Source organism: Priestia sp. LL-8, assembly GCF_036227845.1.
In the GTDB taxonomy this organism is placed as follows: domain Bacteria; phylum Bacillota; class Bacilli; order Bacillales; family Bacillaceae_H; genus Priestia; species Priestia zanthoxyli.
In genome coordinates this window covers 1,378,881-1,400,550 of the sequence record NZ_JAZAQH010000001.1, presented here as the reverse complement: position 1 = coordinate 1,400,550, position 21,670 = coordinate 1,378,881, and the positions used below count along the sequence as shown (strand labels likewise).

Genomic DNA, 21,670 nt, shown 5'->3' with positions numbered 1-21,670 from the left:
TAATAGAATTTGTTTGTTTAATAGATTTACACTAAAGGAGTGATGGTTATGATTCGCTATCCTAACGGAAAGGCCTATAAGCCATTGAATACCAGCAGTCCTTCCCCTAAAAAGCTAGAAGCTAGCTATAGCAATCGTGGTATGACGCTGGAGGACGATTTAAACGAAACAAACGAATACTATGTTTCAAAAGGAATAGCCATTGTTCACAAAAAACCAACCCCTGTTCAAATTGTAAAAGTAGACTATCCGAAGAGAAGTGCCGCTGTTATCAAAGAAGCTTATTTTAAACAGGCTTCTACTACAGACTATAATGGAGTCTATAAAGGAAAACACCTTGACTTTGAAGCAAAAGAAACGAGAAATAAAACCTCATTTCCACTGCGTAATTTTCATGAACATCAAATTGAACATATGAAGCAAATTGTGAAACAAAACGGGATTTGTTTCGTTATATTAATGTTCTCTACTTTACAAGAAATATACTTGTTCGAAGCACAGTTCCTTTTTCCTTATTGGGATGCCATGAAAAAAGATGGACGAAAATCAATCCCTAAGGCAGATATTGAAAAAAAAGGACATTTCATCGAACTTGGTTACCATCCGAGAATCGATTACATAAAAACTATAGATAAATTATACTTTTAAGAGTATGATATATATGTTTACGGAAATCATTCTCTTACAATGCGTTGAAAGGTAGGAGTTTTTATGTCAGATAATTATCGCTCTCGTGAAGAACGACGAAGAGCTATGAATGACAACAAACCAGAAGGTAAATCTCAAGGAAAACCGAAAAAGAAGAAAAAAGGAGGCCTATTTCGTAAAATTGTCGCCGCAGTTTTACTCATAGGAATCATCGGGCTCATTGCCGGAGTGGGAACTTTTTTTGCTATGATAAGCGATGCTCCAAAAGTTGATGACTCGGTATTAAAAAACTCTTTTTCATCTAAAGTATATGCAAACGATGGAAAGACAGTTGTAAAAGAAATTGGAGCTCAAAAACGTACATATGTGCAATACGATGAAATCCCTCAAGTCGTCAAAAACGCATTTATCGCTACGGAAGACGTTCGTTTTTATAAACATCACGGCGTCGACTTTTACCGTATTGGCGGAGCATTAATGGCGAACTTTAAAAACGGCTTCGGTGCTGAGGGCGGTAGTACGATTACTCAGCAAGTGGTAAAGAATTCATTCTTATCACCAAAGAAGACGGTTAAACGTAAAGTACAAGAAATGTGGTTAGCTTACCAGCTTGAGCGCAAATATTCGAAGCAACAAATTCTTGAAATGTATTTAAACAAAATATATTTCGCATCAGGTGAAGTATACGGTATTGAACGAGCAGCTGAGAAATTTTACGGAGTTAAAAGCGTAAAAGATTTAACTCTTGATGAAGCTGCTATGTTGGCAGGCTTACCAAAAGCGCCAACTACTTATAACCCAGTTACAAACCCAGAGAATGCTACTAAACGCCGTAACACAGTATTAAACTTAATGGCTAAAAACGGCTTCATTACACAAGCCGAGGCCGATAAAGCAAAACAAGTAGATGTACAGGCTCACTTAGCTAAACAAACTGAATCAACATCTAAGTACGATGTATTTATTGATCAAGTAATCGAAGAAGTAAAAAAGAAAACAGACGCGGATCCATTTTCTGCGGGCTTAGAAATTTATACAACGCTTGACACTAATGCTCAGGACTATGTGGATGATGTGATGAATAACAAAGTAGTCAACTTCCCGAACGATAAATTCCAAGCAGGTCTTGTCGTTGTAGACAACGAAACAGGCGGTATTCAAGCAATTGGAGGCGGACGTAATCGTGTGTCAGGCGGCTTAAACTTTGCAACAAATATGAGACGCCAGCCCGGCTCAACAATTAAGCCGATCTTAGATTACGGCCCAGCGATTGAGAACTTAAAGTGGTCCACTGGACAACCGATAAAAGATGAAGAATATCATTATTCAAACGGCACGCCAATCCGAAATTTTGGACGCAATTATAAAGGGTGGGTTTCAGCGCGTGAAGCTTTAGGACGCTCACTGAACATCCCTGCTTTAAAAGCGTTTCAAGCAACCGGGGCAGACAAAGCAAAAGAGTTTGCTACGGGCCTTGGGCTAAAATTAGACGAAGAAGACGGCGAAGCTTATTCTGAATCTTATTCTATCGGAGGCTTCCGTACGGGTGTTACACCTCTACAAATGGCTGGAGCCTATAGTGCTTTTGCAAATGAAGGTATGTACAATGCACCTCATACAGTGACGAAGGTAAAATTCCCAGATGGAACAGAAATTGATTTAACGCCAAAATCAAAACGCGCAATGCAAGATTACACGGCATTTATGATGACGGACATGATGAAATCTGTTGTAAACGAATCTTATGGTACAGCTCGTGCCGTTCGTACACCAGGACTAGAAATTGCGGGTAAAACAGGAACTTCGAACTTTAGTGCTGCAGAAAAGCAACGATACAATATTCCAGACGCTGGTGAAAAAGACGTTTGGTTTAATGGGTTTACGCCAAACTATACGATTTCCGTATGGACAGGCTATGAAACTGCTAAAGACGGCTATATTTTAAGTGCTAATGAAACAGGCATGGCAAAAAATATCTTTAAGCATGTTATTACTCATATTTCTGAAGGCAAACCTAAAGGAAGTTTCAAGCAGCCGGACAGCGTAGTTGAACGTTCCGTGGAAAAACCAACGAGCAAAGACTTAAAACGCCCAAGCGGCTCTACTCCTTCGAGCTTAATTACGAAAGAATACTTTGTACGCGGTACTGCACCGACAAAAGTATCTCAAACGTTTGTGAAGAAAGAAAAAGAAAAAGAAGAAAAGAAAGAAGATAAAAAAGAGGACAAAAAAGACAATAAAAAAGATGTGAAGCCAAAAATTACTGCTTCGTATAGCGGAGGAGCAATTTCAGTTAACTGGTCAGCGTCAAATGCAGCCAGTGATACAACCTTTACAGTCACAATGTCATCTCCTAGCGGTTCTGAACAACTCGCATCTGGCGCAGGAGCCGGTGGAAAAACAATTTCCAGCCCAGCACCAGGCGCAACGTATAGTTTCACCGTAACAACAAATACGGGCCAAAGCGCTAGTTCTTCTGTAAAAGTCCCTGATTCATCAGATCAAGCTACCGAAGATGATTCTACTAAGCCTGAAGATGACGGAACAACGGACGATAATCAAAATGAAGACAATAGCAACAATGATCAAAACAACGGCTCTGATCAAGGTGACGATTCATCTACTCAGCCGGATGATAACCAAAACAGCAATAATGGTAACAATAACGGCGGCAATAATAGCGGCAATACCGATAATAATAATAATGATAGCGGTAATGCTAACAATGGTAACAACGGTAACAACAATAATAACGGAGGCACAACAACTCCTCCAGCAGACAACGGTGGAAATGACTCAGGAAGTCAAACACCATCAACCCCTGCTACACCATCGACGCCGTCAACACCTGCTACACCACAGCAAGAGCCAACAACTGAAAATTAACGTAGCAGTAAAAAGCCCCTACACGTGTAGGGGCTTTATTTCTTGTGAAGAATAAGCATTTTTGCATACTGCTTACGCAGCTCATTAAATAATTCTGTCAGCTGAATATACGCTTGATAAGAAGAAACTCGCTGCAGCAAAAACAGAAGCCTCTCAGCACAGTTAATAGGCTTATAGGTTAAGTCTGCTATGTCTTCTTGCAGCCGATTTAAACGCCGAACGGGCTGTCCATTAATCCAAAACAGTAAACTAATATACATAGAAGCAGCTTGTTTCATACAAGGCGCTGCTTCTTTTGCTTTTCGCTGAGAAAAAAGCGTATACAGTTCTTCTCTTTGAGTTTCCCACTTTTCAAAAAATGGCCGTATGTTCTTTTGAACATCCCTCCAAGGTGTTTTCGTTTCTTTATGTACATCGTATAAAATATCATAAGCAAAATAATTTCTTCCATTTTTTTCATCCACTTCAAGAACCCGATCTTCTTTTGAATAGAATGGTTCGCATATGAAATGTGACGGCACTTCAATCGATAACATCTGTCTTCTTCTCTTTTCCTTTCATTCGTTTCTTTCCTTCTCGGCAAAGGTCAAGAAGCGGGCAGACATGACATTGAGGAGACTGTGCTTTACAGTGATAGCGTCCAAAAAAGATAAGTCGATGATGGGTAACTGACCATTCATCTTTCGGAATTTTTCTCATCAGCGTTTTTTCCACTTCCAAAACGGAATCTTTCCACCTGCAAATCCCAAGGCGTTTACTTACACGTTCTACATGCGTATCTACTGCTATTGACGGTACTCCAAAAGCTACGGATACAACAACATTAGCCGTCTTACGCCCTACTCCTGGAAGATTTGTCAGCTCATCACGATCTCTTGGAACTTCTCCTCCGTATTCATCAATGAGCATACGGCAGAGCTTTTGAATATTTTTAGCTTTATTTCTATATAAGCCGATTGATCTAATATCTTGCTGCAGCTCTTCTAACGAAACGGCTAAATAGTCTTCAGGCGTTTGATATTTCTTGAATAAATCCGCTGTTACGCGGTTGACTAAAGCATCTGTGCACTGAGCAGATAGCGCTACAGCAATGACTAAATCAAAGGGATTCCGATGATTTAACTCACAGTGAGCGTCAGGAAACATTTCCGCCATAGCATCTAGGCACTGTCTGATTTGTTTTAACGTTAACATACTAGTTCTCCTTCTTCTTACAGGTAGTTCCCTCCTATTTTACAATAGGGTTCCTGTTAAATGTTACTTTTGTCCATATTCTTTTAAAAAAGCTGCTTTAAGATTCAACTACTTGAATCTTGAAGCAGCTTTTTATTCTGTCATTGCTCTAGCCAGTTAAAAAAAGGAATGGCTGATGTAGACTGAGAAGGGTTAACAGAAGATAGTTTTTTGGGCTGTTGATTTTGACGAAATTTTTGGCTGTGCTTGCGGGCTTGATCAATGGTCCGAATACCATTTTTCTTCCACTCAAATAAAATACGATCAATATACCGGAAGTTTAATTTTCCAGACATCACCGACTCTCTTAGTGCCGCTTTAATAATAATGGGATCATGATGATCTTGATCAATCCACATCGCTAGCGTTTCGCATTCAAACGGAGACAATGCTCTGCCGAACTCTTTTTCAAACATTGTATATAAATTAAGCTCTTCTTGTTCTTCTTCGCTTTTTTCTACTTCTCTTGTTTCTTGCATCATATGATGAATAAGCTTTTCCCAAAGCGGTTTTAATGAATAACGTTCACAAATAAGGGCGTTTTGCTGTTGATCTTGCTCAATAGATAAAAAGCCGCGCTGAATTAATGCTCGCAGCGTATCCATACAGACAGCACTTGAAATACTCATTTTTGCCGCCAATTCGTTAGGTGTCGGGAAACCTTCACCGCCTTCAATGGAAACATAAATATGCATTAACGTCATGAATTCCGTTTCGTTCATTCCCAAATCGCTATAGTGATTAAACAGCAGCTTCGGAATTGAAACTGTGCCTTGTTCAAACCATTCAATTAACGTTTCTTTTTTCATATCCGAACACCTCAGTAGTTAGTATATCATGAAGTTTATAGTCAAAGTAATAATTATTCGAAGCTAAAAAAGCTTCTATGTAAAACTTTCCGCTGAAACCGTACCATTGCTCTGCACATATAAAATATATACGAACGATGACTTCCTTCCAAGAATATTACACTAACTTATTTTTCCGAGAATTGCAACTCCCTTTTAAGTTAGACTCTTTTCTATGTTTGCCTTTGTTTCCTTATGATATAAGTAAAAGCCTCTTTTTTCTTTTCTTTTTATGATTTATAAAAAAGCTAAAAAAGTATCCTGACTACAAGAGTCAGAATACTTTTTTCACTTCCTTACGGATATAAACGGTTTAATAAGCGTGGGAATGGAATCGTTTCACGAACGTGTTCTACGCCGCTAATCCATGCTACCGTACGCTCAAGGCCTAAACCAAATCCTGAATGTGGAACTGAGCCATACTTACGAAGCTCTAAATACCACTTATACGTTTCAGTATCTAATTTGTGCTCTTCTACACGCTGAGCTAAAAGCTCTTGATCATGAATACGTTCAGAGCCTCCAATGATTTCTCCGTAGCCTTCTGGTGCAATTAAGTCTGCACATAATACTACGTCTTCATTTGTTGGATCTGGCTGCATATAAAACGGTTTTAATGACGTCGGATAGTGCGTAATGAATACCGGCTTGTCATAGCTTTCTGCGATAGCCGTTTCATGAGGTGCTCCAAAGTCATCTCCCCACTGAATGTCTGTAAATCCTTTTTCATGTAAGAATTTAAGAGCATCATCGTACGAAATACGAGGGAATGGCGCTTTAATTTGTTCTAACTTAGATGTATCACGACCTAGTACATTTAACTCTAACTTACAGTTTGCTAAAACAGACTGTACAACATGAGATACGTATTCTTCCTGTACTTTCAAGTTATCTTCGAATTGGTAGAAAGCCATTTCTGGTTCAATCATCCAAAACTCAATTAAATGACGACGTGTTTTAGATTTTTCAGCGCGGAACGTTGGACCGAATGAAAATACTTTTCCAAGCGCCATTGCTGCTGCTTCCATATAAAGCTGTCCACTTTGAGAAAGGTATGCATCTTCGTCAAAATATTTCGTGTGGAATAATTCTGTTGTTCCTTCAGGAGCACTTCCTGTTAGGATTGGAGGATCTACTTTTGTAAACCCGTTTTCGTTAAAGAATTCATACGTTGCACGAATAATTTCGTTACGAACCTTCATAACAGCATGTTGACGTTTAGAACGCAGCCATAAATGACGGTTATCCATTAAGAACTCTGTTCCATGTTCTTTTGGCGTAATTGGATAATCAACAGCTTCATGAATAACTTCAAGGCTTGTAACTGTTAACTCATAGCCAAACGGTGAGCGCTCATCTTCACGTACCACACCTGTTACATATAGTGATGATTCTTGCGTCATAGATTTAGCTAATTTAAAAGTTTCTTCTTCTACTTCAGCTTTTACAACTACCCCTTGCATGAATCCTGATCCATCGCGCAGCTGTAAAAAGGCAATTTTACCACTTGAACGTTTATTCGCTAACCAAGCACCAATTGTTACTTCTTTTCCTACATGCTTGCTTGCTTCTGAAATCGTAATTTTCACGATTAATATCCCTCCAAAAAACTTACATTTCGTAATTATGTATGCCATCCTATTATACATTTCGACAAACATAATAACAAGTAACAAACAAAAAGAGCCTTCTAACACGTGTGATTTGTGCTAAAAGGCTCTTTTGTTTTTAAATATAATCTTTTTATTTTATATGACGAGTCATGAATGATTGAATTCGTTCCAATGCCTTTTCTAGCAGATCTAGTGATGTAGCATAAGAAAGACGTACGTTTTCAGGTGAACCGAATCCTGATCCAGGAACTAGGGCTACCTTCTCTTCTTCTAAAATAGCTTCTACCCAAGCATCAACTGTATCAAAGCCAGTTAATTTTGCAGCTTCAATTGCATTAGGGAATAAGTAGAAAGCACCCTGTGGTTTTAAGCATGAGAACCCTGGAATGTTAATTAGTTTTTCATGAATCACGTTTAGACGCTCTTCAAAAGCTTGTCGCATCATTTCCACCGGCTCCTGAGTGCCGTTGTAAGCAGCAATTGTTGCATATTGAGCAATAGATGTTGGATTTGACGTGCTGTGACTCGCTAGGTTTGTCATCGCTTTAATAACTGTAGCATCACCAGCTGCATATCCAATGCGCCAGCCCGTCATGGAATGTGACTTAGAAACACCGTTAATGATAATTGTTTTTTCTTTTAACGCTGGTGAAAGCTGTGCAATCGATACATGTTCATTTTGACCATATACAAGCTTTTCATAAATTTCATCTGATACGATAAAAATATCGTGCTTCAAGCAAACTTCTCCTAAAGCTTGAAGCTCTTCTCTTGTGTAAATCATACCTGTTGGGTTGCTTGGTGAATTGATAATAACAGCTTTGGTTTTAGCAGTAATAGCCGCTTCTAATTGTTCAGGTGTGATTTTAAATTCGTTATTTTCAGAACCTTCAACGAATACTGGTGTACCTTCTGCTAACTTTACTTGCTCAGGATAACTTACCCAGTAAGGAGTTGGGATAATCACTTCGTCACCTTCGTCTAACAGAACTTGAAATAACGTATACAGTGCGTGCTTAGCACCTGTACAAACAATAATTTCAGAAGGTGAATACGTCAGGCCTTGGTCGCGTTTGAATTTTTCAATTACCGCTTCTTTTAATGGTGCAAGGCCGCCTGCTGGCGTATATTTTGTCTGACCATCATTCATTGCTGTGACAGCCGCTTCTAAAATGTGCTGCGGCGTATTAAAATCAGGTTCCCCTGCTCCAAGTCCAATCACATCATGACCAGCCGCTTTCAATTCTTTCGCTTTTGCTGTAATCGCTAATGTTGATGATGGCGTTAATGCTGATACACGTTTTGCTAACTTCACTAAAATCTCCCCCTATGAACTAAAGCTATAATCAGCCCGGGGGCTGATTATAGATAAAAAATTGGCTTCATTTTCATAAAGCGCTAAAATCTTATATTATGACACATATGACATTTCATATGGTATAAACGATTTACGATTGAGATAAGCTGTATCGTTTTATAAATTCACCGCTAGAGAAATCAAGATAATAGTATGTTAAATGTTTCTTATCTTTATCCACATATGTTACTTCCCACAGCGGCTTTTTATTTTCAATGCCTAGGCGCACCGACTTAATTTCCTGCGGGTTTTTATCATTTTTCACAATGGAAATGGCTTTTTCTTTTGTGATCCCGCTGCTTGCTTTCTTTAAAACTGCTGTTTGTTTTTTGCTTTTAGGCATCCAAGCAATTACCTTTTGATTGCTTCGGTTTGTACCTTCTACTACATAAAATGCATGATTGCCGAAATATGGCTGGGTGCTTGTGACAGATTTCAAATTAAATTCTTTTTTTGCTTGGGATGCTGCTTTTTCCTCGGCAGACTGCACATCCTTCACGGACGAGTGATAAATGCTAAAAGAAATGCCCCCGATAATTAAAAGCACAGCAGCTACCGCTACAATAATTAACTTTTTCATAAAATCCCTACTTATGTACGATAAATTGTAAATACAGCTTTGCTTTGATCTTCTTCGTCTAACGCTAATCCGAACATCAAATCTTGCTTTTTCAACGTGCGATTCAAACTATCAACAATTTTATATAAATCCGAGGAATTTTCCACGCGGACAGTTGATAATACTTCAATCCTACTTTCCATTGTAAACCTCCTAGCTCGTCTATCACGACGCAAAAATGACGATATCCGTATTATAACAGGTATCAAAAACCATCGTCATCTTTTTCACCCATCGATCCCGTCCGTACGTTTTGCGTAAAAACCGAATAAATAAGTAAACATATATAATATTATAAGGAATTTACCTCTTTTTGCAAAAGGAAATTTGTTTATTTTGCAGAAAATTTCATCACATCATAGGATTTTAGTGACATTTTAATAGAGTAAGCGCTCCCTTCTTTTACGTCATATAATTCAATCCATTCAGCTGTTAAATTTGAAAGCAGTCGAGGGGAATAGGAACGGCCTGGTTTCGTAAACGCAACGGCAAGCTGTGTATCTAATTGCTTCAAAAATGTATTCGAAAAAAACGTTCCCTCTCCAAAATTAGGAATTTTCAATACATCTACATGGGTAAGAGGAATGCGTAAAAATTTTTCTTCTATTTCATCTGAACTGCTCATTGCATATAGAATCCGATGTTCTCCAATCGTAAATAATAGATCCATAGCCGCTGTTTTTTGCTTCGATGCATGCAAGACATCAACGTGTATATTATCTGTTAACTGAAATAAATCATTTTCTTTCCACTTCTCTGTTTGAAATTTCGCCTGGTACTGAGCCGGGACAATAATGCGCTCTATATGATAATCATTCACAGCTCGCTGAACATTTGAATCATAGTACTTTTGCTGTTTTGTAATCACTAATTGGTTGATTTTTTTCACTTTATATCGCTTCAACCACTTCTTTAGCTCGGGATAGGAAGATGCATTCCCGGTATTTATCAAAATGTTCTCACCGCTTCCGTCTTGAATCAGACTCGCTTCTCCAGCTGAAAGAGGTAGAAAGGTGATCACTACTTCATCAGCTTGCAAACCAAAATCTACGTTTTTAATGACGGCTGCTGAAGCCGAACAGTTCATAAAACTAAAAAACAGTACAGCACTTATCAATATTTTAATCATACACTGTCCTCATTTGCTTATCGTAGTATATTACTATCGTCTCTCAAGTGAAGAAACAGTATGCATAAAAAAAGACTTAAGCGTATGCTCAAGTCTTTTCATTCCACCATTCTTTGTAGTCCAGTAAGATATTCGAAAACGTTTTTTGAACAACCTGGACTTTTGGAAGTGAGTGAAGGAAATGATATCCATATGCTGTTCGCGTAATACGGTTATCAAAAATAAATATAGCTCCTCGGTCACTTTTTGAACGAATTAACCGCCCAAACCCTTGTTTAAAACGGATAACGGCCTGAGGAAGTGAATAATTCATAAAAGGACTTTTCCCTTCTTTTTTCATCTGCTCAAATTTAGCTGTCAGCAGAGGTTGATTAGGAGATGAAAAAGGAAGTCTCACAATTACGAGACATGATAATAAATCTCCTGGCAGATCAATTCCTTCCCACAGGCTGTTTGTACCTAAAAGGATGGAATGCTCAAACTGGCTGAAGTCTTTTAACAGTCTATTACGATTTCTAGTTGTGACTCCTTGGCCGAGCAGTACAAACTCTTCAAGATCGTTTAACTCTTTTAAATAACCATACGTAGCTTTCAACATGTCATATGAAGTAAAAAGCACCAGCATACGACCATTTGTTACTTTAGCTACGTCAAGAATACTTTCTGCCATCATAGCGCTATACTCATATAATGATACTTCGTTAACAGCAGGCATATCTTGAGGAATATAGACTCTAGCTTGCTTCTCATAATCAAACTCGGAAGGGAGAATGAGTTGAGCAGGCTGAAAGTCATATAACCCTAGCTCTTGAATTAAATAATCAAATGTTCCATTCACCGTCAATGTAGCCGATGTTAAAATAACACTTTGTTTCTTGGCGAAAAATTCATCAGCCAGCGTATCGGCAATGGAAGTAGGCTGACTATAGATATACGTAGCATTCGCTGCTCCTTTTGGTTCAATCTCAAACCACGTTACGTGATGACTCTGCTGTTTGAACAAAAGCTTTTCTATTTGCTGAGATATGTGCTCAAATCCTTTAACAGCCGTTTGAAATTCATGAAGAGACGACTGTTCATTTTTTGTGACTTTGTCATATAGTTCGTCAAAGGAATGTCTTGCCCCATCATTCCATGTAAAAAGATCGTGAATTAAAAAACGAATGCGCGAAGCTGCTTCTTGAATAGCCGTCCAGTAATGCCCATGCTCTTTTTCCACTTTATATCGATAGCTGCTTCTTCCAATCTCGCCCTGCTGATTGCCGATTCTTTTTTGGACAAAAGAATGAATCAAACGAAATAAGTCATCGCACTCAGAATGAAGCTGCACAAACAGGTCTTGAAGAAATTCAGTGTTAAGCTCGATGCTATATTTCACAAACGTATGATGAACTTTTTTTAACAGCCCTTTATCTTGAATAGTTCCGATTCGGTTTAATAGCGCATGAACCGCAAAATAATCTAACCGCTCTCCCAGCTCTTCTCCGGCAATGTCTTCTAAGTGATGAGCCTCGTCAATAATAATCTGTTCATACTCAGGCAGCAGCTCATGATTACTCATCACATCCATCAACAGCAAGCGATGATTTGTCACTACTATATGGGCATTTTGCGCTCTGTTCTGCGCTCGTTCATAAAAAGAATAAAGTTTCCAAGGATGCTTAAAGTCACTTGGAGACGGATTGCTTTCATTTAGCTGTTCCCAAAAAAGTTTGCCGCCAGAAGGCAGGTTTATTTCATCGCTGTCGCCCGTTTCCGTTTCCGTCAGCCAAATAAGCAGCTTCGCTTTTGTGAGGATCGCATCGTAATTATTATTTCGCTCTTTTAAGAGCTGAATAAATTTTCTTATACTAATGTAGTGTTCTCTTCCTTTTAAAACAGCTGCTGTAACAGGAAACGGAACAATCTTTTCTAGAATGGGCACATCTTTTTCGATGATTTGCTGCTGAAGCGTTACCGTGTTAGTTGATATAATGACTGGTTGATGATGAACAGAAGCATAAAACACGGCAGGAACTAAATAAGCGTAGGTTTTACCAATACCAGTCCCGGCTTCAATTAAAGCATGCTCATTACCTGCAAAGCACTCTTGTACAAAGTTCATCATCTCCCACTGACCTTTTCGTTCTTCAAACAATGGCAGAGCCTGATGGAATAGCTTTTGCTTTTCAGTTTCAAATATTTCGTACGTATGAGAGTGCTGCTTTTCATTAGCTGAATGCGGCTGATATTTGTTTAGCGCAATGCCATGTATAAATTCATAAGAATCATCCTCGGCATAACTTTTATCATCTATAACTTGTTGAATCAGTTCTCCAATTTCACTTTTAAAGTGCAAGCTTAGCGCATACAGCTGCTTTAAGGTTGTTAGAGGTAGCTTTTTTAATTTTTCAATTAGTAACAGTAAAATACGTGCCGTTACTTCTGCATCACTATCTGCTTGATGAGGGTTCTCATGTTCAATATGTAAATACTCAGCTAATTGGCTAAGTTTGTACCCATCAACTGTAGGCAGCAGAATCCGGGCCAGTTCGACGGTATCTACGGTTGAATTATAAAGCGTCTCCCTTCCGCACTGATAGAGTTCTTCTTGTAAAAAAGTTAAATCAAATGCCACATTATGTGCAACAAAATAAGCATCATCTAGCAATTCTATAATTTTAGGTGAAATTTCTTCAAATAAAGGCGCATCTTTCACCATATCATTTTGAATGTTAGTTAGTTGTGTAATAAAAGGCGGAATATCCATACCCGGATTTAAAAAACTAGAAAAACGTTCAACAATTTTGCCGTCTTCTACTATGACAGCAGCAAATTGAATCATTTTATCTCCTTGTTTTGGAGAATGTCCCGTCGTTTCAAGATCTACCACAACAAAGCGTTTATTCACGGTCAACACCTCGCAAGTCTGTCTTTTTATAGTATAAAGTGAAAGCCTGCTCTATATGCTTTAAAAGCGCAACTCCTTCTCGTGAAAAACAGAGAGGCTTTCATACATAGAAGTTTTACTTTAGTGTGTATAGAGGTTTATACCGTTCACTTACTAGCGTATGTATTCAAATAAAAATCCCCCTCATAAAGGGGGACTGTTCTTATAGAATTGTACCAGCTGGTTCTTGTTTAAGCAATTGTTGGATTTTATTCTGCTCATTCATAATCGCTACGGTTGGATGATGGTGAGCTACTTCTTCATTTGCTACGAGCGCATAAGAGATAATGATGATGATATCTCCAGGCTGCACGAGTCTTGCAGCAGCCCCATTTAAACAAACTACACCGCTCCCGCGTTCGCCGGGAATCACGTACGTTTCCAAGCGAGCTCCGTTATTATTGTTTACAATTTGGACTTTTTCATTTGCTGCGATTCCCACTGCGTCAATGATATCTTGATCAATGGTGATGCTCCCAACATAATTTAAGTTGGCTTCAGTTACATGTGCTCTGTGTATTTTGGCATTCATCATCGTGCGAAACATTTAGTTATCCCCCTGTACGTCTACAATTACATTATCAATTAAACGGGCTTTAGAGAATTGAACAGCTAAAGCAATAATGATTTTGCCAGCGGCTTGCTTAATCGTTTTTAGCTCTGGATACGTATAAACATCGATATAATCCACTTTACCGCTCGTATGTTGCTCAATTTCTTTTCGAATGGTCTGTTTAAGGATTTCTACATGCTTCTCTCCGCTTTCAAGAAGCTGCAGAGCGGTTTGTAAACTCTTAAATAAAACAGGTGCCTCTTCTCTTTCTTTATCTGTTAAATATACGTTACGAGAACTTTTAGCTAATCCGTCTGCTTCTCTCACCGTGTCTACTGCTCTAAGCTCCACGGGGAAATTAAAGTCTTCAATTAAGCCATCTACTACAGCAACTTGCTGCGCATCTTTTTTACCAAAGTATGCACGATCTGGGGTTACAATGTGAAAAAGCTTTGTTAGTACCGTGGCTACTCCATCAAAATGACCGAGGCGCTTCTGTCCACACAATACGTCTACACGATCTGTCACGGTTATAGCAACTGAACGGCTTGACTTATACATTTCCTCTACTGAAGGATAAAATAAATAGTCGACGTTAGCTTCTTTTGCCACGCGCTCGTCGCGTTCAAAATCTCTTGGATACGTATCAAAATCTTCATTTGGTCCAAATTGAGTCGGGTTCACAAAAATACTTAGCACCACTACTTCATTTTCTGTGCGAGCTGCTCCAAGCAAAGTAGCGTGGCCTTCATGCAAATAGCCCATCGTCGGGACAAATCCAATTGAATGTCCAAGCTGCTTTTCTTTTTTCATCTCCTGCTGCATGTCTTTAATTGTTGTAATGACTTTCATCTTATTTCCCTCCGTACAGTGCCGTTAACTGCTCTTCTTTCATTGAAAAAGTATGTGCTTCTTTCGGAAACTCTCTTTTTTTCACTTCACTTACATACTGTGAAAGCCCTTGTGAAATAGGCTCATTTATTTTCGCAAATGACTGAACAAATTTGGGCACACGCTCTACACCGTACGTTAATACATCGTGGTATACAAGTACTTGACCATCCGTGTCAGCTCCTGCTCCGATTCCGATTGTAGGAATGCTTAAGCGTTCAGCTACTTGTTTTGCTACTTGTTTAGGAACACACTCTAATACAACAGCAATAGCTCCCGCCTGCTCACACTTGATCGCGTCTTGGATTAGCTGTTTTGCTTCTTTCGCTTCTTTCCCTTGCACTTTATAACCGCCCAGAACACCGACAGACTGAGGTGTTAACCCGAGATGTGCAACAACCGGAATACCAGCTTGCGTCAATTCTGAAATTGTATAGAGAACATCGTTTGCTCCTTCTACTTTTAAAGCATGAGCTCCGCTTTCCTGCATAATGCGAGCAGCATTTCTCATCGTGTCTTCTTTCGACACGTGATAGGACATAAATGGCATGTCGGTGACGATAAATGTATCAGCAGCTCCTCTTTTAACCGCTTTTGTATGATGAATCATATCATCTACCGTTACAGGAATCGTAGAGTCATATCCTAAAACGACCATTCCTAGAGAATCGCCTACTAAAATCATGTCTACGCCTGCTTCCTCAGCGTACTTAGCTGACGGATAATCGTACGCAGTCAGCATCACAATTGGTTCATTGTTTTGTTTCATACGTAAAAAATCTAATTTTGTTTTCACTAACTTTCTCCTCCTTCTCAGAGGAGATGAGCGCACGTCTGCACACAAAAAGCCCTTCTACCTATAAAAGGAAGAAGGACTTTGACAGACTTCATCTATAAAAAGCACACTTTACCTAATGTGCTTACCTACGCGTCATCCCTCTGTCCTAGTCCTTAATGGATCAAGGCAGATTTATTGTCGTATTAAAAATAAACAAACGAGTATCAAGTGAAGTTCTTGCGATACTACCTTGATACTCGTATTATAATAAAAATTTCTTTATTTTTCTACTATTTTTTAGCAGAGAGCTCAATATCTGCAGAATGGATTCGGTGTATAACTCCTTCATCATCTTCAATCAATAAAACGCCTTCATCTGTTATACCTTTTGCAAAGCCTTCAATGTTGGCTGTCATCGTGCGCGCTATAATTCGCTTGCCAATACTGATTGCATAAGTTTCCCAAAGAACTTTAATTAAACCAAAGCCATTTTTTAAGTATTCTTCATAAAGGGTTTCTAACTTTAAGAAAAACGCTTGCATCAAAGCTGCACGATTAATTTCTTCACCTTTTTCAATACGTAAAGATGTGGCAATGTGTTTGATTTGTTCATTAAAATCCGTTTCCTGCTGATTCACATTGATGCCGATCCCAATGATGACCGAATGAATCCGGTCAAAATCTGCCTGCATTTCTGTTAAAATCCCAACTAGCTTCTTCCCGTTTAATAAAACATCATTAGGCCATTTAATGTCTGGAGAAAGGTTCGTCACTTCTTGAATGGCCTGTACGACAGCCACTGCTGATAGTAGAGTCAGCTGAGGAGCCTGCTGCGGAGGGATAGAAGGACGCAGTATAATACTCATCCAGGCACCAGTATATTTTGGGGAATACCACGCTCTATCAAGTCTTCCTCTCCCTGCCGTTTGCTCTTCAGCAACTACGACCGTTCCTTCTTTAGTTCCTTCTTGAGCAATTCGATGAGCAATTTTTTGAGTAGAATGCACGCTTTCCTCATAATGAATATACTGACCGATTTTTGTTGTTTGGAGCCCTAATAAAAGCTCGTTGCTGCTTACTTTGTTTGGCTTCCCAACAATGCGATAGCCTTTTTTACGAACAGCTTCAAGTTCATAGCCGTCTTTTCGCAGTTCTTCGATATGCTTCCATACAGCTGTTCTTGAACAGCCTAATAAATCGCTGATCTTTTGGCCGGACACATAGTCCCCATCTGCGTTCGTAAACATTTCAAGCAGCGTTCTTCTTATATCTGACTGCAAGACTGCACCCACTTTCTTATTGAAGATTTCGTGTTCCTTAACTCATTGTATAGAACTTTCTCCTCAATTTCTTTTAACAGTTGAGACACCCATGGACCACCTTTTTTACCTGTCCAAACTAAAAGATCTTGACCATTTATATCTAAATCTTTTAAAGAATGAATAGGCAGCTCGCTATAGATGTAAAGAAGCTCATGTTCATTCATATACTCATTGCTTCGAAGAAGTTGTAGAATACGATTCACACTTACGCTGGCCTGCTCTCCAATTGTATACATGATGCGTTTTGACCATCCATTTTCCAAAACGTCTCGAAGACCAATAGACTGAAGCTGAATATCTTTAATTTGCTTATTAGATAATTTCCAGCTTTTAAAAAATGCCTGCTTGTCTTGAATGTCGAGTAGATGTACCAGAAGTGTCCATGACTCCGATACTCGCTGAAGCATCATCCAATCGTGTGCACAAACAGATCGGAATTTTTGCGGATCTACATTCAATTGGGGCAAGTAGCGATACAGCTCCGTATCTGCTACAAGTGCTAATGCTAAAGACGGACGCTTTCCGCTCAGCATTTTTTCGAATTCAACTGTAATGCGTTCAATAGAAACATGCCTCAGCAGTTCACCGTATTGCTGAATGGCTCTTTTAGTTTGATCAGAAAGCGAAAACGCCAGCTGACTGACAAAGCGAACGGCTCTCATCATACGAAGAGCATCTTCATGAAAGCGTTCTTTAGCATTTCCGACAGTACGAATTAACTGGTTTCGTAAATCTTCTCTTCCATTAAATGGATCAATGATTTCTCCTTTTGCATTCATAGCCATTGCATTAATTGTAAAATCGCGACGCTGCAAATCTTCTATCAGAGACGAAATAAACGTAACGGACGAGGGACGACGAAAATCATCATATTCTCCCTCAGAGCGAAAAGTGGTTACCTCATAGGTCTCGTTCTCATGGACAACGACAACCGTACCATGCTCGATTCCTACATGAATCGTCTTAGGAAAGAGTTCCATCACTTGTTCAGGCCTAGCTGACGTAGCAATATCAATATCTCCAATCGTCCGATTTAAAATGAGATCCCGGACCGCTCCTCCAACAAAATACGCTTCGTAACCGGCTGTCTCCAGTTTTTCAATAATATAAAGCGGATGAATGAACGGTTCTTTCATAACTTCCTCCATTCTTCAACCCTGTACCAATTTATAATAAAGTTTTTCATATTGACTCACAATCTCTGTTGAATGAAATTTATGATTAACTGCGCTTAGAGACGCTTCCCTCATTTGGTGATGCAGCTGTTCATTTTCAAGTAGCTGAATTGCTTTGCTCGCTGCCTCTTCGACGTCTCCCACTTCGCAGATATATCCTGTTTTTTCGTGTTCAATTACTTCAGGAATTCCGCCTATATTTGTTCCGATGCATGGAACACCACAAGCCATAGCTTCTAAAAGTACAAGCCCAAAGCTTTCTTTTTCAGATAATAACAGTTTTAAATCGCTAATCGAATATAATTCTGCTACATTTTCTTGTTTCCCAAGAAATAATACAGAATCTTGAAGATTTAGCTCTCTTACTAATTGAGACACAACCGTCATTTCAGGGCCGTCTCCTACAAGCAGCAGCTTAGACTGAAGCTTTTTATTAATAATAGCAAATGTTTTGACTATATCTGTAACTCGTTTGACTTGACGAAAGTTTGAAATATGAATAACGACTTTTTCATTTTCTAATATGCCATACTCCGCTTTCAAATACTGAACTTCTTTTTTATGATAAACTCGTTCATCAATAAAATTATACATCGTTTCAATTTCTTTATCTGGACTAATTAAATGGTGAGTTTGATCAACAAGTGACTGAGATACAGCCGTCACTGCATCTGATTTCTCAATTCCAAATTTAATTAAATCTTTTAACGATGGATCCTCTCCTAGAACCGTAATATCTGTCCCATGAAGAGTCGTCACAATTTTCACTTCGTGCTCCACCATTTGTTTAGCTAAAATCCCGCAAACGGCATGGGGGATTGCATAGTGCGTATGAATAATATCAAGCTTTTCTCTTTTAGCCACTTCAGCCATTTTACTGGATAAAGCAAGATCATACGGAGGGTATTTAAAGACGGAGTACTGATTTACATCTACTTCGTGAAAATAAATATTTGGATATACTTTCGTCAATCTAAAAGGCATGCTAGAGGAAATAAAATGAATTTCGTGCCCCTTTTCAGCCAGCAGCTTCCCTAGCTCCGTTGCTACCACTCCTGAACCTCCAACGGAAGCATAACATGTAATACCAATTTTTAACTTCATTTATTTTCCACCTACTAAATCGTCGTACATTAAAATCGGTTTTTTAGATAAAAAACCTTCACCGTATGCTACCCCGACTTCTTTGCCAAATAATCGCTCTCTGCTCTCTACCGTTTCAATATATCCGTTTACCAGCGGCGTATCAAACGTATCTGCTGTTTTTATAAATTGACTTTTATAAGCCTCTAGACTAGCTACTTTCTTTTGAAACGTGCTTGATACATCTACGATAAAATCTGGCTTATGAAATCCATTTATCATATAGAAATAAAGGGACTCAGCACGATGAGCTTTTTGCTTCTTACTATCGATGTAATTTTTAACGCCAGCTGAAAACATGGCCTCTTCTACAAGCTTTGCACAATTTCCATGATCAGGATGACGATCTTCAAAATAAGGAGCAAATATAATCCTTGGTTGATACGTGCGAATGACTGATGCAATTTCAGCTATATACTCTGCTTTTAAAACCAAACCTCTGTCTGGCAAATTCAGATGAATTCGCTCATGAACACCTAAGACATCAGCCGCTTTGGACGCTTCTTGTTTTCGAATTTCAACCGTTCCATTTGAAGAGAGTTCAGCTTGCGTCAAATCGCAAATAACTACCTTCAAACCTTGTTCACTCATTCTTGCAATGGTTCCACCCATGCCGATTTCTACATCATCGGCATGAGCACCAAAGGCAAGGATATCTATTGTTTCTTTCATTATCTTCACCCTATTTTTTTATAATTGAACGCCAATGCAAATCGCCTCGTTCAAGTCCATGAATTAAAATCTCTGCTGTTCCCATATTCGTTGCAAGAGGTACCGCATAGACGTCACATAGACGCATCAGAGCTGAAATATCAGGTTCATGAGGCTGAGCTGTTAACGGATCGCGGAAAAAAATAACCATATCCATTTCATTTTGAGCAATTAAAGCTCCTATCTCCTGATCTCCTCCAAGCGGTCCTGATTGAAAGCGGTGAACCTTCAAACCTGTTGCTTCTGAAATACGTGTTCCTGTTGTTCCTGTTGCGAACAGCGAATGTTCCTGTAAAATCGCTTGATAGGCTGTTGTGAATTGTACCATATCATTTTTCTTTTTATCATGTGCAATTAAGGCGATTTTCATTTTTCTCGCTCCTTAGTCAATAATATTTTCTAACCCATATACAAGTGTGTCTACGTTCATAACTGTGTCAACAGCTAGCTTCACACCTGACATAAAAGAAGCACGGTTGTATGAATCATGACGGATTTTTAATGTTTGTCCAAATCCTCCGAACATCACTTCTTGGTGAGCAATCAGTCCTGGCAAACGTACGCTATGTAGGCGGATCCCTTCATAATCTGCACCGCGTGCGCCCTCTAGTAATTCTTTTTCTTCAGGATGTCCTTGTTTTTTTGCTTCACGAACTTCACTGATAAGCTCCGCTGTTTTTAAGCCTGTTCCTGATGGTGCATCTAACTTTTGATCGTGATGCATTTCAATAATCTCAACATCATCAAAGTATTTAGCTGCCATTTGTGAAAACTTCATCATTAAAATAGCGCCAATCGCAAAATTAGGTGCAATGATACAGCCAAGTTCCTTCTCTTCAGCAAGCTGCTTTAATTCTTTTAAATCTTCTTCTGAAAAGCCAGTTGTTCCTACAACAGGTCTTACTCCATATGTTAGAGCTGTTTTAGTATGAACGCGCCCAATTTCAGGTGTTGTCAAATCAACTAAAACATCTGCTTTAACGTCTTGAAAACATTTTTCAATATCCGTGTAGATTGGCGCTTGTACATTTGGCATTCCTTCAATATCACTTATGTATTTTCCTTCATTGATACGATCTACCGCTGCTACTAATTCAAAATGCTCTGTTTCTTCTATTAATAATACAGCTTCTTTTCCCATACGACCTCTTGGTCCTGCAAGTACAATTCGAATTTTGTCCATTCTTTTTCTCTCCTTAGTCTTCTTTTTTCGTCCAGCGATCTTTGTCACGCGTATTAAATTTATTCATAACGCGATCATGCGCTTCTTGTAAATCAATATTTAATGAATTTGCAAAGCAAATTAATACAAATAAAATGTCGCCCATTTCTTCTTCGACCGTACGTTCTGCTTCAGTCGTTTTCTTCGGCTTTTCACCATAATAGTGGTTAATTTCGCGTGATAATTCGCCCACTTCTTCCGACATTCGCGCAAGCATAGCAAGAGGACTAAAATATCCTTCTTTAAATTGGCTAATATATGCATCAACTTCTTGCTGCATTTGCTCCATCGTTTTTTTTGACATCTTTTTATTTCACCTCTTTTAGAAGTACACTCAGCTTACTATTATAACATCTTTACTTCAAATTATTTAGTGTAATTACTTCTTCTTATCAAGCCTTTGTCAGATGCTCTTTCGCAATATTCCTCACGTTTCCCTTAATTCTCAAAAATCTGTCTATATTTTACGAATTGAGGATACTACTAATACATAGCACTAGAAGAAACATCATCACTTTTTACTATTTTCAAAAATCTTTTCGATAGTTATTTACGAAATGAAATATATTCCTTTATGATAAGGTAGTGCAAAAACGGTCATAGGAGGTTTGTA

The 21,670-nt window shown here is 38.8% G+C and carries 21 protein-coding genes; 2 read left to right on the top strand and 19 right to left on the bottom strand.

Annotated features, from left to right (window positions below; genetic code table 11):
* Positions 1-48: 48 nt before the first annotated feature.
* Together recU and U9R83_RS07070 are read left to right on the top strand one after the other, a co-directional pair.
* On the top strand, positions 49-648 hold the full coding sequence (recU, locus tag U9R83_RS07075; RefSeq protein ID WP_014460963.1) for a Holliday junction resolvase RecU: 600 nt from the start codon (positions 49-51) through the stop codon (positions 646-648).
* Positions 649-711: 63 nt separating this feature from the next.
* A complete protein-coding gene (locus tag U9R83_RS07070) occupies positions 712-3,534 on the top strand; it encodes a transglycosylase domain-containing protein (RefSeq protein WP_140450323.1) in 2,823 nt (940 codons plus the stop codon).
* Positions 3,535-3,569: 35 nt separating this feature from the next.
* On the opposite strand, the gene U9R83_RS07065 is transcribed toward U9R83_RS07070, so the two are convergent.
* From U9R83_RS07065 to U9R83_RS06975, 19 genes are all read right to left on the bottom strand, one after another.
* Positions 3,570-4,070, bottom strand: a complete 501-nt coding sequence (locus U9R83_RS07065; protein ID WP_014460965.1) for a YpoC family protein — start codon at positions 4,068-4,070, stop codon at positions 3,570-3,572.
* Positions 4,057-4,728, bottom strand: a complete 672-nt coding sequence (nth, locus tag U9R83_RS07060) for an endonuclease III (RefSeq protein WP_014460966.1) — start codon at positions 4,726-4,728, stop codon at positions 4,057-4,059. Before nth ends, U9R83_RS07065 begins: the two co-directional genes overlap by 14 nt.
* A gap of 140 nt (positions 4,729-4,868) precedes the next feature.
* Entirely contained in the window at positions 4,869-5,576 is a 708-nt protein-coding gene (locus U9R83_RS07055; RefSeq protein ID WP_115653375.1) for a DnaD domain-containing protein, read from the bottom strand.
* Positions 5,577-5,911: 335 nt separating this feature from the next.
* A complete protein-coding gene (asnS, locus tag U9R83_RS07050; protein WP_042992237.1) occupies positions 5,912-7,204 on the bottom strand; it encodes an asparagine--tRNA ligase in 1,293 nt (430 codons plus the stop codon).
* A gap of 154 nt (positions 7,205-7,358) precedes the next feature.
* Positions 7,359-8,543 carry a pyridoxal phosphate-dependent aminotransferase gene (locus U9R83_RS07045; protein ID WP_014460969.1) on the bottom strand — a complete coding sequence of 395 codons (1,185 nt, stop codon included), beginning with the start codon at positions 8,541-8,543 and terminating at the stop codon, positions 7,359-7,361.
* 133 nt (positions 8,544-8,676) lie between these two features.
* Positions 8,677-9,165 carry a cell wall elongation regulator TseB-like domain-containing protein gene (locus U9R83_RS07040; RefSeq protein WP_013056103.1) on the bottom strand — a complete coding sequence of 163 codons (489 nt, stop codon included), beginning with the start codon at positions 9,163-9,165 and terminating at the stop codon, positions 8,677-8,679.
* A gap of 11 nt (positions 9,166-9,176) precedes the next feature.
* Entirely contained in the window at positions 9,177-9,347 is a 171-nt protein-coding gene (locus U9R83_RS07035) for a YpmA family protein (protein ID WP_013056102.1), read from the bottom strand.
* A gap of 188 nt (positions 9,348-9,535) precedes the next feature.
* Positions 9,536-10,333 (bottom strand): hydrolase, encoded by a 798-nt coding sequence (locus tag U9R83_RS07030; RefSeq protein ID WP_182421853.1) that lies wholly within the window; start codon positions 10,331-10,333, stop codon positions 9,536-9,538.
* Positions 10,334-10,421: 88 nt separating this feature from the next.
* Complete coding sequence (gene dinG, locus U9R83_RS07025) at positions 10,422-13,223, bottom strand: ATP-dependent DNA helicase DinG (protein WP_014460971.1); 2,802 nt, start codon at positions 13,221-13,223, stop codon at positions 10,422-10,424.
* Between the two features lie 202 nt (positions 13,224-13,425).
* Entirely contained in the window at positions 13,426-13,809 is a 384-nt protein-coding gene (panD, locus tag U9R83_RS07020; protein WP_014460972.1) for an aspartate 1-decarboxylase, read from the bottom strand.
* Positions 13,810-14,667 carry a pantoate--beta-alanine ligase gene (panC, locus tag U9R83_RS07015; RefSeq protein ID WP_014460973.1) on the bottom strand — a complete coding sequence of 286 codons (858 nt, stop codon included), beginning with the start codon at positions 14,665-14,667 and terminating at the stop codon, positions 13,810-13,812.
* A 1-nt stretch (position 14,668) separates the two neighbouring features.
* The gene (gene panB / locus U9R83_RS07010; protein WP_014460974.1) at positions 14,669-15,502 is read right to left on the bottom strand and encodes a 3-methyl-2-oxobutanoate hydroxymethyltransferase; all 834 of its coding nucleotides are present in this window, start codon (positions 15,500-15,502) and stop codon (positions 14,669-14,671) included.
* A gap of 272 nt (positions 15,503-15,774) precedes the next feature.
* Positions 15,775-16,764, bottom strand: coding sequence for a biotin--[acetyl-CoA-carboxylase] ligase (locus tag U9R83_RS07005; protein ID WP_226701092.1), 990 nt, complete (start codon positions 16,762-16,764; stop codon positions 15,775-15,777).
* Positions 16,749-17,942 (bottom strand): CCA tRNA nucleotidyltransferase, encoded by a 1,194-nt coding sequence (locus U9R83_RS07000; protein WP_014460976.1) that lies wholly within the window; start codon positions 17,940-17,942, stop codon positions 16,749-16,751. The genes U9R83_RS07005 and U9R83_RS07000 overlap by 16 nt, the downstream gene beginning before the upstream one ends.
* A 15-nt stretch (positions 17,943-17,957) precedes the next feature.
* Positions 17,958-19,085 (bottom strand): N-acetyl-alpha-D-glucosaminyl L-malate synthase BshA, encoded by a 1,128-nt coding sequence (bshA, locus tag U9R83_RS06995; RefSeq protein WP_013056094.1) that lies wholly within the window; start codon positions 19,083-19,085, stop codon positions 17,958-17,960.
* A complete protein-coding gene (gene bshB1, locus U9R83_RS06990; RefSeq protein ID WP_014460977.1) occupies positions 19,086-19,796 on the bottom strand; it encodes a bacillithiol biosynthesis deacetylase BshB1 in 711 nt (236 codons plus the stop codon).
* Positions 19,797-19,806: 10 nt separating this feature from the next.
* Positions 19,807-20,205 (bottom strand): methylglyoxal synthase, encoded by a 399-nt coding sequence (gene mgsA, locus U9R83_RS06985; protein ID WP_013056092.1) that lies wholly within the window; start codon positions 20,203-20,205, stop codon positions 19,807-19,809.
* A gap of 12 nt (positions 20,206-20,217) precedes the next feature.
* A complete protein-coding gene (gene dapB, locus U9R83_RS06980; RefSeq protein ID WP_013056091.1) occupies positions 20,218-21,018 on the bottom strand; it encodes a 4-hydroxy-tetrahydrodipicolinate reductase in 801 nt (266 codons plus the stop codon).
* 13 nt (positions 21,019-21,031) lie between these two features.
* A complete protein-coding gene (locus tag U9R83_RS06975; protein WP_013056090.1) occupies positions 21,032-21,361 on the bottom strand; it encodes a nucleotide pyrophosphohydrolase in 330 nt (109 codons plus the stop codon).
* Between the last annotated feature and the right edge of the window lie 309 nt (positions 21,362-21,670).

Excerpts from the sequence above, each read along its gene's own strand:
- recU (WP_014460963.1), top strand. The coding sequence starts at position 49 with ATGATTCGCTATCCTAACGGAAAGGCCTATAAGCCATTGAATACCAGC.
- U9R83_RS07070 (WP_140450323.1), top strand. The coding sequence starts at position 712 with ATGTCAGATAATTATCGCTCTCGTGAAGAACGACGAAGAGCTATGAAT.
- U9R83_RS07065 (WP_014460965.1), bottom strand. The coding sequence starts at position 4,070 with ATGTTATCGATTGAAGTGCCGTCACATTTCATATGCGAACCATTCTAT.
- nth (WP_014460966.1), bottom strand. The coding sequence starts at position 4,728 with ATGTTAACGTTAAAACAAATCAGACAGTGCCTAGATGCTATGGCGGAA.
- U9R83_RS07055 (WP_115653375.1), bottom strand. The coding sequence starts at position 5,576 with ATGAAAAAAGAAACGTTAATTGAATGGTTTGAACAAGGCACAGTTTCA.
- U9R83_RS07040 (WP_013056103.1), bottom strand. The coding sequence starts at position 9,165 with ATGAAAAAGTTAATTATTGTAGCGGTAGCTGCTGTGCTTTTAATTATC.
- U9R83_RS07035 (WP_013056102.1), bottom strand. The coding sequence starts at position 9,347 with ATGGAAAGTAGGATTGAAGTATTATCAACTGTCCGCGTGGAAAATTCC.
- U9R83_RS07030 (WP_182421853.1), bottom strand. The coding sequence starts at position 10,333 with ATGATTAAAATATTGATAAGTGCTGTACTGTTTTTTAGTTTTATGAAC.
- panD (WP_014460972.1), bottom strand. The coding sequence starts at position 13,809 with ATGTTTCGCACGATGATGAATGCCAAAATACACAGAGCACATGTAACT.
- panC (WP_014460973.1), bottom strand. The coding sequence starts at position 14,667 with ATGAAAGTCATTACAACAATTAAAGACATGCAGCAGGAGATGAAAAAA.
- U9R83_RS07000 (WP_014460976.1), bottom strand. The coding sequence starts at position 17,942 with ATGAAAGAACCGTTCATTCATCCGCTTTATATTATTGAAAAACTGGAG.
- bshA (WP_013056094.1), bottom strand. The coding sequence starts at position 19,085 with ATGAAGTTAAAAATTGGTATTACATGTTATGCTTCCGTTGGAGGTTCA.
- bshB1 (WP_014460977.1), bottom strand. The coding sequence starts at position 19,796 with ATGAAAGAAACAATAGATATCCTTGCCTTTGGTGCTCATGCCGATGAT.
- mgsA (WP_013056092.1), bottom strand. The coding sequence starts at position 20,205 with ATGAAAATCGCCTTAATTGCACATGATAAAAAGAAAAATGATATGGTA.
- dapB (WP_013056091.1), bottom strand. The coding sequence starts at position 21,018 with ATGGACAAAATTCGAATTGTACTTGCAGGACCAAGAGGTCGTATGGGA.
- U9R83_RS06975 (WP_013056090.1), bottom strand. The coding sequence starts at position 21,361 with ATGTCAAAAAAAACGATGGAGCAAATGCAGCAAGAAGTTGATGCATAT.